At 61.4% G+C, this 13,810-nt stretch carries 8 protein-coding genes; 3 read left to right on the top strand and 5 right to left on the bottom strand.

The features are described from left to right. Nucleotide 1 precedes the first annotated feature (1 nt). Nucleotides 2-814 (bottom strand): AAA family ATPase, encoded by an 813-nt coding sequence (locus tag PY311_RS01070; protein WP_286146819.1) that lies wholly within the window; start codon nt 812-814, stop codon nt 2-4. Between the two features lie 105 nt (nt 815-919). Continuing rightward, nucleotides 920-1,699, bottom strand: coding sequence for a ZIP family metal transporter (locus PY311_RS01075; RefSeq protein WP_434059923.1), 780 nt, complete (start codon nt 1,697-1,699; stop codon nt 920-922). Between the two features lie 231 nt (nt 1,700-1,930). On the opposite strand from PY311_RS01075, the gene PY311_RS01080 reads away from it, so the two are divergent. Beyond that, entirely contained in the window at nt 1,931-3,205 is a 1,275-nt protein-coding gene (locus tag PY311_RS01080) for an amidohydrolase family protein (RefSeq protein WP_286146820.1), read from the top strand. 274 nt (nt 3,206-3,479) lie between these two features. Here the strand turns inward: PY311_RS01080 and mfd are convergent, their stop codons facing one another. The 3 genes from mfd to PY311_RS01095 all read right to left on the bottom strand — a co-directional run bounded on the left by mfd (nt 3,480) and on the right by PY311_RS01095 (nt 9,251). Next, complete coding sequence (gene mfd / locus PY311_RS01085) at nt 3,480-6,983, bottom strand: transcription-repair coupling factor (protein WP_286146821.1); 3,504 nt, start codon at nt 6,981-6,983, stop codon at nt 3,480-3,482. Nucleotides 6,984-7,104: 121 nt separating this feature from the next. Next, nucleotides 7,105-7,695 carry an aminoacyl-tRNA hydrolase gene (pth, locus tag PY311_RS01090; RefSeq protein ID WP_286146822.1) on the bottom strand — a complete coding sequence of 197 codons (591 nt, stop codon included), beginning with the start codon at nt 7,693-7,695 and terminating at the stop codon, nt 7,105-7,107. Between the two features lie 38 nt (nt 7,696-7,733). Next, nucleotides 7,734-9,251 (bottom strand): YifB family Mg chelatase-like AAA ATPase, encoded by a 1,518-nt coding sequence (locus tag PY311_RS01095; RefSeq protein ID WP_286146823.1) that lies wholly within the window; start codon nt 9,249-9,251, stop codon nt 7,734-7,736. Nucleotides 9,252-9,542: 291 nt separating this feature from the next. Here PY311_RS01095 and nifJ point away from each other — a divergent pair, with 291 nt between their 5' ends. Both nifJ and PY311_RS01105 read left to right on the top strand, forming a co-directional pair. Continuing rightward, entirely contained in the window at nt 9,543-13,169 is a 3,627-nt protein-coding gene (gene nifJ, locus PY311_RS01100) for a pyruvate:ferredoxin (flavodoxin) oxidoreductase (protein ID WP_286146824.1), read from the top strand. 184 nt (nt 13,170-13,353) lie between these two features. Continuing rightward, nucleotides 13,354-13,791, top strand: coding sequence for a hypothetical protein (locus PY311_RS01105; RefSeq protein ID WP_286146825.1), 438 nt, complete (start codon nt 13,354-13,356; stop codon nt 13,789-13,791). Nucleotides 13,792-13,810: the final 19 nt, after the last annotated feature.

Here is a 13,810-nt window from a genome sequence, read left to right on the forward strand (position 1 = left end):
CTTATCTCCTTGCTTTCCCAAGGGTCTGCAGGTCCTTATCCTTTTTCAGCAGAACACCGGCGAAGGGAATTTCCCTCTCAATGCGCTCCGGGGCCACGCCGCCGGCCACCAGTGCCCGGATCCAGTCCACCAGCTCAGAGGTGGAGGGCTTCTTCTCAATGCCCCGCAGCTCCCGCAGCCAGTAGAATGCCGCCAGCGCCTGCTTTACCAGCTTCTCGTCCAGATTGCCGAAGTGCACCCGGAGAATGGCCTCCATCTGCTCCTGGTCCGGGAACTCGATATAGTGGAACACGCACCGGCGCAAAAAGGCGTCCGGCAGCTCCTTTTCCGCGTTGGAGGTGATGATGACGATGGGCCGCTGTTTCGCCCGAATGGTCTCCTTGGTCTCCGGGATGTAGAACTCCATCCGGTCCAGTTCCCACAAAAGGTCATTGGGAAATTCCAGATCGGCCTTGTCGATTTCATCGATCAGCAGGACCACCTGCTCCTCGGCGGAAAACGCCTCGCCCAGCTTGCCCAGCTTGATGTATTTTTTGATATCGTCCACGCCCTGACCGCCGAACTGGCTGTCATAGAGCCGCTGCACCACATCGTAAACGTACAGGCCGTCCTGCGCCTTGGTGGTGGATTTCACATTCCAGATGATGAGCTTTTTCCCCAGTGCCTCCGCCACGGCCTGCGCCAGCACGGTCTTGCCCGTGCCGGGCTCGCCCTTGATGAGCAGCGGCTTTTGCAGCGCCACGGCGATGTTCACGGTCTCCATCAGCTCCCGGGACGCCACATAATGCTCGCTGCCCCTGAATTTCGTTTCCATAAAAACGCTCTCCTTTGTATTTTGCCATGCAGCATGGCAGGTCGGCACGATTATAGCAGACTTTTTCCTATGAGGCAACGTAAGTTTCCTTTTTGACAAGCCGCCCTATCCCAGCGCCACATCCAGTATCATCATGATCAAAAAGCCGCCCACAAAGCCGCAGGTCCCGGTCCGGGAATGGGCTTGGGGCACCAGCTCCTCCACCACTACGTACAGCATGGCTCCGGCGGCAAAGCTCAAAAGCCACGGCATCGCCGGCCGCACTCCGGCCGCCGCCAGCGCTGCCAAGATTCCCGCCGCGGGCTCCACCGCGCCGGAGAGCGTTCCCAACGCAAAAGACCGCCGCCGGGAATACCCCTCCTGCCGCAGCGGCAGAGAGATAGCCGCGCCCTCCGGGAAATTCTGGATTCCAATTCCCATGGCCAGTGCGGCGGCACCGGCCATGCCCTCGCCCGCCTCTGCCAGCGCAAAGGCCAGCCCCACCGCCATGCCCTCCGGCACGTTATGCAGCGTAATGGCCACCATGAGCAGCGTGCTCTGCCGCCGGGACGGGTCCTCGTCCCTGCCGCGGCGCAGTCTCGGCAGGGCGGCGTCCAGCGCGGCAAGGAACACCACGCCGCACAAAAGCCCCACCGCCGCCGGGAGCCAGCCGGGAAGTCCAACGTCCGCCGCCCGGTCAATGGCCGGCAGCAGCAGGCTCCACACACTGGCCGCCGTCATGACCCCGGCGGCAAAGCCCAGCATGGCTTTTTGAAACTGGGGCCGGGGCGCCTCTGCGAAGAAAAACACCACCGCCGCTCCCAGCGTTGTCATCAGAAAGGGAAAGCCGGTACCCAGCGCGGCCCGGCTCAAGGCTTGCAGCATACGAATCAACGCCTTCTCCATGGTTTCGGGCGTTCCTCCGCCCGTATGACAGTATAAGCGCCGCCGGGGTCTCGGGTGACGGGCTTGCGTTTTTTCCGCCGCTGTGATATGATAGTATTGTAAAGTGTATATGCTCATATAATTCCGCTGTTGGGCACTGTCCGGGCGCGGAAGTTTCTATGGGACCGCCCAAGGCCCCGCTATGAGTGCCCGTTCGGGCGCTCATTTATTTTTTTCAGGAGGAACCGACTCATGACTACGATTTTAAAGGGCTGCATCGTCTCCGCCCCGGCGTTGGGCCGGTTGGAGACCACGGAGCACGGCTATCTCATCGCCGAGAACGGACACATCACCGGCATATACCCAGTGCTGCCGGAGCAGTATGCCGGCGCGCCGGTGGAGGACTATGGCGACGATCTCATTGTCCAGTCCTTTGCCGACCTGCATCTCCACGCACCCCAGTATCCCATGCTGGGCACCGGCATGGACCTGCCGCTGCTGGACTGGCTGAATACCTACGCCTTTCCCACAGAGGCCCGCTTCGCGGATACGGATTATGCCCGGACGGTCTACCGGCAGCTATCCCGGGAGCTCATCGCCCACGGCACCACACGGGTGTGTATGTTCTCCTCACTCCACACCGAGGCCACACTGATTTTAATGGAGGAACTGGAGCGCGCAGGCGTCACCGGCTACGTCGGCAAGGTGAATATGGACCGCAACGGTCTTCCCGGCGTGTTAGAGGAAACCACGGAGGCTTCCATGCGCGATACGCTGCGCTGGCTTGACAGGTGTCAAGACACCTGTCGCATCCATCCCATCCTGACGCCCCGGTTCACTCCCTCGTGCACCGATAAGCTCATGGAATTTTTAGGAAGGCTGGCGGCGGAGCGAGGTCTGCCGGTACAATCCCACCTCTCGGAAAACCGGGCGGAAATACAGTGGGTCCGGGAGCTGCACCCGGACTGTGAGCAATATTGGGAGACCTATGCCAAATACGGCCTTTGGAATGACCGCACCCTCATGGCCCACTGTGTCTGGTCGGATGAGTGGGAGCGGCAGGCCATGAAAAATGCCGGTGTCACCGTGGTGCACTGCCCGGATTCCAACCTGAACCTCTGTTCCGGCACTGCCCCGGTGCGGACGATGCTGACCGAGGGCGTCCGGGTAGCGCTGGGAAGTGACATTGCCGGAGGCGATCATTTGGATATGTTTGACGTCACCGCCGCCGCTATCCGGGCCTCCAAGATCCGCCGCATGACGGACCCGGCAGTCCCGGCGCCGCTGACAGTGGCGGAGGCGTGGTATCTGGCCACCTCCGCCGGGGCGGAGTGGTTCGGGGAACAGCCGGGCTTCGCCCCCGGCAACGCCCTGCACGCCATGGTCCTCTCCGACAGCGCACTGCCTCATGGAAAGTCCCTGACCCCGGCCCAACGGCTGGAGCGGGCGGTATACCGGCGGCAGCCGAATGCGCTCCGGGCGGTGTATTCCGCTGGGAGGAAAGTATTTGAGGCTCCCGCCGACTGACGGACTGCCGTGCGAACAACAAAGTCCCCGCCGAACGGCGGGGGCTTTCAGCGTGTCGAAAAAGTCTTTTCTCCCCGCTGAGCAAGTTTTCAGAACTTCATAAAAGTTCTGAAAACTTAGGATTTTAATGGCGCGGGACACCCCTCTTGGGTTTCCCGCGCACACCCTTCCTTACCGTCGCGGAGAATTTACTACTTTATCGACAGTCTCAAAGCCCCCGCCGAACGGCGGGGGCTTTGTTATACTGATTTTCCATGAAAGCGGTACAGTGGCATTACTCCTGCGAGGCCAGCTTCAAATCCTCCACCAGCTCCAGCGCCGTTTCCAGCACATCGGCATTGGGCTTGAGCTTCAGGGTCAGCATGGGTGTTTCCCCTGCGGAGAGCGTCAGGCGGAATTTATATTTGGCAAGGCCGCACACCTTCACCAGCGCCTCGGGACGAAACACCGCCAGCGTAAAGCGCAGCGTGTCCTGCTTCTGGGTGATGTCGGACACTCCGGCCTTGGCGGCGGCAGCGCGCAGCAGCGCCACGTCCAGCAGCGCCAGCACCGGGCGGGGCGGCTCGCCGTAGCGGTCGATCAGCTCGTCCATGAGGTCGGAGGCATCGTCATTGGTGCGGATGGCGGCAATGCGCCGGTAGAGGTCCATCCGCTGCTCCGGGGAGGAAATATACCGTTCCGGGATGTTGGCGTTGAGGGTCAGGTCGGCGGAGCACTCCGCCTCGATCTTCTTTTCCTCGCCCCGCTCCTCCAGAACCGCCTCCTCCAGCAGCTTGAGATACAGGTCATAGCCCACGGTCATAAGATACCCGGACTGCTCCGGCCCCAGCAGATTTCCGGCGCCGCGAATCTCCAGGTCCCGCATGGCGATCTTGAAGCCAGAGCCGAACTCCACATACTCCCGGATGGCCGCCAGCCGCTTGGCGGCGGTCTCCTGCAAAATTTTTCCCTGCCGGTAGGTGAGGTAGGCATAGGCCCGGCGGGTGCTGCGGCCGATGCGGCCGCGAATCTGGTGGAGCTGGGCGAGGCCCAGCCGGTCGGCGTCCTCGATGATGAGGGTGTTGACATTGGGGATGTCAATGCCGGTCTCAATGATGGTGGTGCACACCAGCACATCCGCCTCGCCGTCCACCATGGCCTGCATCACGGTGGAAAGCTCCTGTTCGCCCATTTTTCCGTGGGCCGTGACCACCCGGACCTCCGGCCCCAGCAGCTTTTGAATACGGGAGGCGGTGAGGTCGATGGTCTCCACCCGGTTATGAAGGTAATAGACCTGTCCGCCACGGGACAGCTCCTTCCGCATGGCGTCCTCCAAAACGGCCCAGTCATGCTCCAGCACGTAGGTCTGCACCGGCTGACGGTCGGCGGGGGGCTCCTCAATGGTGGACATATCCCGCAGGCCGGAGAGGGCCATGTTCAGCGTCCGTGGAATGGGGGTAGCCGACAGCGTCAGCACATCCACCTGCCGGCTCATCTCTTTAAGCCGCTCCTTATGGGTCACGCCGAAGCGCTGCTCCTCGTCAATGACCAGCAGGCCCAAATCCTTAAATTCCACACTTTTTTGCAGCAGCTTGTGGGTGCCGATCAAAAGGTCCACGCCGCCGTTTTTTGCCGCCGCCAGAATGCGCTTCTGCTCCTTAGCGGTGGTGAAACGGGAGAGCACCTCGATCTTCACCGGGAAGTCCCGGAACCGGCCGCAGGCAGTGGCGTAATGCTGCTGGGCGAGAACGGTGGTGGGCACTAAAATGGCGGCCTGCTTTCCGTCTAAAATACATTTCATCACAGCCCGGAGGGCCACCTCCGTTTTGCCGTAGCCCACATCGCCGCAGAGCAGGCGGTCCATGGGCCGGGGCTGCTCCATATCCTTCTTGATGTCCTCCACAGCCTGAAGCTGGTCATTGGTCTCGGCATAGGGAAACGCCTCCTCAAATTCCCGCTGCCATGGGGAATCCGGCGAAAAGGCAAAGCCCGGGCGGCGCTGGCGCTCGGCGTAGAGCTTCGTAAGCCCAGCGGCTAAATCCTTGGCCGCCCTTCTGGCCCGGGTCTTCTGCTTGGCCCATTCCGTGCCGCCCAGCTTGTTGAGGCGGGTGCGCTCCTGCTCCTCGCCTCCGCCGATATACTTGCTCACAAGGTCCAACTGCGTTACGGGGACATAGAGGCAGTCCCCGCCGGCGTAGTCCAGCTTGATATAGTCCTTTTCCACACCGTCCACGGTCATGCGGGTGATTCCCACAAAGCGGCCGATGCCGTGGTGAACATGAACCACGAGATCGCCGGGGGAGAGGTCGGTGAAGGATTGGAGCTTCTGGCGGTTGGAGTCCTTTTTCAGCTTCAGCTTTTTCTGTGTGGGGGCGGTGAGCTGGCCCTCGGTGAGCACGGCCAGCTTCAGCGCCGGCCACTCGCACCCGGCGGACAGCGCCCCCACGGTGATTCGCAGCTCGCCGGGCCGGGGCATGGCGGCGCCCTTGAGGTCAAGGACCGCCGGGATGCTCCGTTCCTCCAAAAGCCGCAGCAAATTCTGCGCCCGCACCTCGCCGCCGCAGAGCACCAGCACGGCGGTGCCGGTATTGCGGTAATGCTCCAGATCGCTGACCGCCATTTCAAGGCTGCCGCCATAGGAGCTGAGCTGCCGGGCGCTGAGGGCCAGCAGCCCCTTGGGCTTTAAGGGATGGCGGGAGGTAGGCAGCGCGTCCAGCATCACCACCGGGAAATCCGCAAGGCGGGTATAAAGCGCCGTTTCCGAGAGGCACACCTCCGCCGCGTCTCCGGCCATGAGGCCCGCCTCCATCAGCGTTTCCGTGTCCTGATGGAGCTGCAGCAGCACATTTTTCGCCCGCTGGTCCAGCCGCCCGCCCTCGCAGAAGAACACAACGGCGTCCGGCGGCAGATAGTCCGCGCCGCAGACGGCGTCCGGGTAGATAAGGCTCAAATAGCGGTCCAGCCCTTCCACGGCGGCGCCGGTACGGAAGCGTTCGGCGTCCCCCCGGAGCGTCTGGGCTACTGCGGCGGTCTCCGCCTTTTTGGCGTACTTCACCGCAAGGCGCTCCAGTTCCTCGGCTAACCGGGCCGGGCCACCGGGGGCCAGTCCCGGCAGCACCTCCGCCGCCGGGAGCAGCAGCGCGGCGGACACGTTTTCCGTCCTGCGCTGGGTACCGGGGTCAAAGGCGCCCAAGGAGTCAACCTCATCATCGAAAAATTCGCAGCGCACCGGCTGCTCCATCAGTGGGGAGAAAACGTCCAGAATGCCGCCCCGGATGGCGAATTGGCCCACACCCTCCACCTGTTCGCACCGGCTGTAGCCCGCCTGCACCAGCCGCTCCGTCAGCGCACCGAGTTCCACCCGGTCGCCGGGGCGCAGCGTGACGGATAGTGCCGCAAGACGCTGGGGCGGCAGCGTGCGGGTCATGAGAGCGTCAATGGTGGCCACCACGGCGGGAACCGCGCCGGAGGCCATGCGGTAGAGCGCCGCAAGGCGGCTGCGCTCCCACTCCCGGGAGGCAACGGCGTTGGGCCGGAACTGCCATTCCCTTGCCAGCAGCGTTACCGGCTCCTGTCCGGTGAGGCTTTGCAGGTCGCCGGCCAGTTGGCGGGCCTCCCGCTCATCGGCGCAGAGGAACACTGCGGGCCGCCCGGTCCCGGCGGCCACCGCCGCGCCGATGCAGGCCCGCTGCACCGGCGCCGTGCCGGTGAGCACGGCGGGACAGCCGCCGTTTTCCACCCGTGCGATGAGCTCCGATGCCTCCGGCAGCGTTTGCAGTGTTTTCAAAAAAGCGTCCATCCGACACCTCCCGATTTTCAAATTCACGCGGAAACGGGCGCACTGACCCCTTGGCGGGGCAGTGCACCTGCTTTTTTATATGCGATTTGTTCTGTTGTTACGCCCGTTTTGCCGCAGGGCGTCAGTTATAGTCATTCATGGCCTTCTGGCAGCCGTTTTCAAGGATGTCCTCCGCCGCCTGAATGGCCCGCTCAAAGCTCTCCACCAGAATTTTCCGCTCCGCCTGAGAGGGCACACCGATGACCCAGTCGATCATCTCCGCGCCGCCGCCCGCCGGGGCGCCGGTGCCGATCTTGATACGGGGGAAATCCTGTGTTCCCAAATGGGCGATGATATTCTTGATGCCGTTATGGCCGCCGGCGGAGCCGGTGGGCCGCACCCGCAGCTTTCCTACCGGCAATGACACATCATCATAGATCACCAGTACGTGATCGGCGGGAATTTTATAGAACTGCACCGCCTCGCGGACTGCCTCACCGGAGAGGTTCATATACGTCTGGGGCTTCATCACAAGGCATTTCTGCCCGCCGAAGCGGACGATATTATAGGCGGACTTGAACTTCACCTTGTTGAGCTTGACATTCAGCTTTTCCGCCAGCAGATCCACAGTGAGAAAGCCCATATTGTGGCGGGTGTGCTCATACTTCTGCCCGGGATTTCCAAGGCCCACGATGAGCCAGTCCACCGCGCCGCCGCTTTTTTCAAACAACATAAAATTTCCAATGCTCCTTTTGCGAATTGAACTTGCCGCTATCCCTTCAGGATGTCCGTATTGCGGTACTGGATGGCCTCGGAGAGATGCTCCGGGCCGATGGCCGCCGCACCGTCCAGATCGGCGATGGTGCGGGCCACCCGCAGCACCCGGTCATGACTTCGGGCCGTGAGGCCCATGCGCTCAAAGGCGGCCTTCATCAAGGCATCACACCGTGCGTCCAGCGCGCAGAACCGCCCGATCATGGCCGGAGGCATCTGGGCGTTGCAGGGAACATCCGTCCCCGCAAAGCGTGCGGCCTGAAGGGCCCGGGCAGCGTCCACCCGCGCCTTGATCTCCGCAGAGGACTCCGGCTGCTTTTTCCGCCGCAGCGCCTCGTATTCAACAGAGGGAACGCTGACATGGAGGTCAATGCGGTCCAGCAGCGGGCCGGATATTTTCTGAACGTATTTTTCCACTTCCTTGTCCGAGCAGGTGCACCGACCGGAGGGGTGGCCCCGCCAGCCGCACTTACAGGGATTCATGGCGCACACCAGCTGGAACCGGGCGGGGAGCCGCAGGGTGCCGCCAGCCCGGGCCACGGTGACAACACCGTCCTCCAAGGGCTGACGCAGCGCCTCTAAAACGTCCCGGTGAAATTCCGGCAGTTCGTCCAAAAACAGCACGCCGTTGTGGGCCAGAGAGATTTCTCCCGGCCGCATCAGCGGCCCGCCGCCAGCCAGCGCCGCAGCGGAGGTGGTATGGTGGGGAGAGCGGAAGGGCCGCCGGGTCAACAGGGGGTGTCCCGGGTCCGTCAGCCCCGCCACGGACCAGATGCCGGAGGTCTCCAGCGCCTCGGCGCGGCTCAGCTCCGGCAGAATGGAGGGCAGACGCTTTGCCAGCATGGACTTTCCTGCGCCGGGAGAGCCGATGAGCAGAATATTATGCCCGCCGGCAGCGGCGATCTCCAGCGCCCGCTTCACGTTTTCCTGCCCCATGACGTCCCGCATATCCGGCAGATCGCCGGTCTCCGGCTCCGGCGTCCACACCGGAGCGGGGGAAAGGGGCGCTTCGTTTTTCAGGTGGGCTACCAGCGCACTCACATCCGGCATGCCATAAACCGTCAGTCCCTCCGCCAGCGTAGCCTCGGCGGCGTTGTCCGCCGGGACGTACAGCGTACGGATACCCGCCGCCTTGGCGGCCAGCGCCATGGGCAGCACACCGGCAACGCCCCGGAGAGCGCCGGTGAGGCTCAGCTCACCGATGAACGCGGCGTCCTTGGCGGGGACGGGCAGCTCACCCGCGGCGGCCAGCACACCCACAAAAATCGGCAGATCATAGACCGTACCCGCCTTTTTTGTTCCGGCGGGGGCAAGGTTCACCGTGATGCGGCTCACCGGGAACTTGGCACCGCAGTTTTTCACCGCCGCCCGCACCCGCTCCCGGGCTTCCCGCACAGCAGCGTCCGGCAGACCCACAATATCAAAGGCCGGCAATCCGCCGGAGAGAAAGCATTCCGCCGTGACCTCATAGCCAGCGATGCCGGAAAGGCCCAGCGAACGGACGGTAGTGACCATGGCGTTCCTCCCAAAAGCTGTTCTCAGAAATTCGGCTTTTTACATCTAATTAGTGTATCACACTTTTCCCATTTTGGAAACAGGGAGTGTGTCAAAAGTTAAAAAATAAACACAGCCCGACAAAAAATGCAGCGAAATCCTTTTCTCTTTCAAAATTTGCTCCATTCTGTTTACAAATCGTAAAGAATATGCTACACTCAGCCTGTATGACATTCGGGGGAGAGAGACCGGATGCCGAATTTGGCGTGGGCTGTTCGCAGACAGTCCCCGCCGCTCAGGAGGTAAGAGTTTATGGTAAGAAAATTCAAGTCCATGGACGGTAACAACGCGGCTGCGTATGTCAGCTACGCCTTTACCGAAGTGGCGGGTATCTACCCCATCACCCCGTCTTCTCCCATGGCAGACTATGTGGACCAGTGGGCAGCCAACGGTCAGAAGAACATCTTCGGCACCACCGTCAAGGTGTGCGAGATGCAGTCTGAGGCCGGTGCTTCCGGTACCGTCCACGGTTCTCTGGCAGCCGGTGCGCTGACTACCACCTACACGGCCTCTCAGGGTCTGCTGCTGATGATCCCCAATATGTACAAGATCGCCGGCGAGCTGCTGCCCTGCGTGTTCCATGTGTCCGCCCGTACCGTGGCCAGCCACGCTCTGAACATCTTCGGCGATCATTCCGACGTCATGGCCTGCCGTCAGACCGGCTTCGCCATGCTGTGCGAGAATGACGTTCAGGAGATCATGGATCTGGCTCCCGTGGCCCATCTGGCCGCCATTGAGGGCCGTGTTCCCTTCATCAACTTCTTCGACGGTTTCCGCACCTCTCACGAGATCCAGAAGGTCGCCGTGTGGGATTACGAGGACCTGAAGGAAATGTGCGATATGGACGCTGTTGACGCGTTCCGCAAGCACTCCCTGAACCCCGAGCGTCCCATGATGCGCGGTTCTCATGAGAACGGCGATATTTTCTTCCAGCACCGCGAGGCCTGCAACAAGTACTACGAGGATCTCCCCGAGGTCGTCGAGAAGTATATGGGCAAGATCAACGAGAAGCTGGGCACCAACTATCAGCTCTTCAACTACTACGGCGCTCCCGATGCCGACCGCGTCATCATCGCCATGGGCTCCATCTGCAACGTGGCAGAGGAAGTCATCGACTACATGAACGCTCACGGCGAGAAGGTCGGCATGGTGAAGGTCCACCTGTATCGTCCCTTCCGGGCCGATAAGCTGCTGGCTGCCATCCCCGCTACCTGCAAGGCTCTGGCCGTTCTGGACCGCACCAAGGAGCCCGGCTCCGAGGGCGAGCCTCTTTACAAGGACGTTGTCACCGCTCTGGCCAACGCCAACCGCTTCAATGACATGAAGGTCATCGGCGGCCGGTACGGCCTCGGCTCTAAGGATACGCCGCCTGCCTCCGTGTTCGCCGTGTATGACGAGCTGAAGAAGGCCGAGCCCAAGCACGAGTTCACTCTCGGCATCGTGGATGACGTCACCCACCTGTCTCTGGAGGAGAAGGCCGTTCCCGGCGTTGCTCCTGCCGGCACCATCGAGTGCAAGTTCTGGGGCCTTGGCGGCGACGGTACCGTTGGCGCCAACAAGAACTCCACCAAGATCATCGGCGACCATACCGACAAGTACATCCAGGCCTACTTCCAGTATGACTCCAAGAAGACCGGCGGCGTCACCGTCAGCCATCTGCGTTTTGGCGATCAGCCCATCAAGTCTTCTTACTATATCAACAAGGCTGACTTCGTGGCCTGCCACGTGCCTGCCTACATCACCAAGCATTTCCCCATCGTCCGCGATGTGAAGCCCGGCGGTGTGTTCCTGATCAACTGCCAGTGGGATGACGCGGAGCTCAGCCACCATCTGGATGCCGCTTCCAAGCGCTACATCGCCAAGAACAACATCCAGGTCTACACCATCAACGCCATCGACCTGGCCAAGCAGATCGGCATGGGCAAGCGCACCAACACCATTCTGCAGTCCGCCTTCTTCTCTCTGGCAAAGGTCCTGCCTGAGACTGAGGCCCTGCAGTACATGAAGGACGCCGCCACCCACTCCTACCTGAAGAAGGGTCAGGACGTTGTGGACATGAACCACAAGGCCATCGACCTGGGCGCTACCGCTTACAAGAAGTTCGACGTGCCCGCTGATTGGGCCGATGCCAAGGACGAGGTCGAGACCACCAAGCTCACCGGCCGCGAGGGCGTTGTGAAGCAGGTGGAGGACATCATGTTCCCCGTGGGCCGTATGGACGGCGACAGCCTGCCTGTTTCCGCCTTCCTGCCTCATGTGGACGGCCAGTTCGAGCAGGGCGCTGCCGCTTATGAGAAGCGCGGCGTGTCCGTCTCCGTTCCCACCTGGGACGCTTCCAAGTGTATCCAGTGCAACAACTGCGCGTATGTCTGCCCCCATGCTACCATCCGTCCCTTCGCTCTGACCGAGGACGAGGCCGCCAAGGCGCCCGCCGCTGCCAAGATCGTAGACGTGAAGGCCGGCAAGGGCAAGGGCGTTTACAAGTACACCATGGCCGTGTCTCCTCTGGACTGCATGGGCTGCGGTGTGTGCGTGGGCGTGTGCCCCGTGGGCGCTTTGACCATGGTTGGTCAGGAAGAGGAAGCCGCACAGCAGGATGTGTTCAACTACTGCGTGGCTGAGGTCGCTCCCAAGGCCGACATGCAGGACAACACCGTCAAGGGCAGCCAGTTCAAGCAGCCCTATCTGGAGTTCTCCGGCTCCTGCGCCGGCTGCGCCGAGACCAGCTATGCCCGTCTCGTCACCCAGCTCTACGGCGACCGGATGTACATCTCCAACGCCACCGGCTGCTCCTCCATCTGGGGCGGTCCTGCCGCTACCTCTCCCTACTGCACCGATAAGAACGGCCACGGTCCCGCTTGGGCCAACTCCCTGTTCGAGGACAATGCCGAGCACGGCCTCGGTATGTATCTCGGTCAGGAGGCCACCCGCAACCGTCTGGCCGACCTGACCCGCCAGCTCATTGCGGTTGAGTGGACCCGTCCCGAGCTGAAGGAAGCCGCTCAGAAGTGGCTGGACACCATGGAGGATGGCGCTGCTAACAAGGACGCCTCCGCCGCGTACATCAAGGCTCTGGAGAGCAGCATCGCCACCGTGGACGAGCTTGCTGCCGTGGAGCAGTTCAAGGCTCATGCCGCCGAGCTGAAGGCCAAGGGCGAGAAGTTCTGCGACTGCGACGCCTGCAAGCTGGTAGCCGCCATTCTGAAGGACAAGGAATATCTGGAGAAGAAGTCCATCTGGATCTTCGGCGGCGATGGCTGGGCCTACGATATCGGCTTCGGCGGCGTGGATCACGTTCTGGCTTCCGGCAAGGACGTCAACGTGTTCGTCTTCGATACCGAGGTTTACTCCAACACCGGCGGTCAGGCTTCCAAGTCCTCCAACATCGGTCAGGTGGCACAGTTCGCCGCTGCCGGTAAGGAGACCAAGAAGAAGTCTCTGGCTGAGATCGCTATGAGCTACGGCTATGTGTATGTGGCACAGGTGGCCATGGGCGCCAACCCCGCTCAGACCCTGAAGGCCATTCAGGAGGCTGAGGCCTATCACGGCCCCTCCCTCATCATCGGCTATGCTCCCTGCGAGATGCACAGCATCAAGGGCGGCATGACCAACTGCCAGACTGAGATGAAGAAGGCCGTTGAGTGCGGCTACTGGAACCTGTTCCGCTTCAATCCCGCCGCTGAGGGCGAGAAGTTCGTTGTGGACTCCAAGGAGCCCAAGGAGGACGGTTACCGCGCCTTCCTGATGAACGAGGCCCGTTACAGCCGCCTGACCCGCGAGTTCCCCGACCGCGCCGAGACGCTGTTTGCGCGCAACGAGCAGGTCGCTATGGACCGCTATCAGCACCTGCTGAAGCTCAAGGAGCTGTACAACAAGTAAATTTCCGCTTTGGAATTTTTCAGGGCGCACGGAAAACCGTGCGCCCTGATTTTTTTTGCAAAAAATTTTGAAGCTGTTGCACGGAAACGTGCAACTTTTTTTATTTGGAAAAGGGTGGGTAAGGGAGTATATTCAAGCCCGGGCGGGCGGGAACAGCAGGCAAAATTATGGGGAGGAAGCAAACATGGAGAACACGAAGAATTTAGGACTGAAGAAATGGGACGGCGGAGACCGCATCTTACATTCGGAATTCAACGACAACTGGGACAAGATCGACACGGCGCTGACCGCCCACGCCGCCAAGCTGGCAGGCTGCGGCAACTGCAAGATCGAATACGGCACCTACCGCGGCACCGGCACGACAGAACACTCCCTCACCTTTTCGGCAAAGCCGATGGCCGTGTTCATTCAAGCCGACATAATGGGAGATTTTGGCATGATCCTGCGGGGCAGCAAAATGTTCTTAACGTATAGCAATAATACCTTCGCCTGCGCACAATTTAATTGGACGGAAACCGGTGTCACCATTTCCCGTTACACCACCAGCGATACCGCCAGCACCGTCCTCAACGAGGGTGGACAAACCTACACCTACATGGCGCTCCTGCCGATGGGCGAATGAAAAAGAAGGCCCACTCCAA

The organism is Neopoerus faecalis (assembly GCF_029218125.1).
GTDB lineage: Bacteria > Bacillota > Clostridia > Oscillospirales > Oscillospiraceae > Oscillibacter > Oscillibacter faecalis_A.

Excerpts from the sequence above, each read along its gene's own strand:
- PY311_RS01070 (WP_286146819.1), bottom strand. The coding sequence starts at position 814 with ATGGAAACGAAATTCAGGGGCAGCGAGCATTATGTGGCGTCCCGGGAG.
- PY311_RS01075 (WP_434059923.1), bottom strand. The coding sequence starts at position 1,699 with ATGGAGAAGGCGTTGATTCGTATGCTGCAAGCCTTGAGCCGGGCCGCG.
- PY311_RS01080 (WP_286146820.1), top strand. The coding sequence starts at position 1,931 with ATGACTACGATTTTAAAGGGCTGCATCGTCTCCGCCCCGGCGTTGGGC.
- mfd (WP_286146821.1), bottom strand. The coding sequence starts at position 6,983 with ATGGACGCTTTTTTGAAAACACTGCAAACGCTGCCGGAGGCATCGGAG.
- pth (WP_286146822.1), bottom strand. The coding sequence starts at position 7,695 with ATGTTGTTTGAAAAAAGCGGCGGCGCGGTGGACTGGCTCATCGTGGGC.
- PY311_RS01095 (WP_286146823.1), bottom strand. The coding sequence starts at position 9,251 with ATGGTCACTACCGTCCGTTCGCTGGGCCTTTCCGGCATCGCTGGCTAT.
- nifJ (WP_286146824.1), top strand. The coding sequence starts at position 9,543 with ATGGTAAGAAAATTCAAGTCCATGGACGGTAACAACGCGGCTGCGTAT.
- PY311_RS01105 (WP_286146825.1), top strand. The coding sequence starts at position 13,354 with ATGGAGAACACGAAGAATTTAGGACTGAAGAAATGGGACGGCGGAGAC.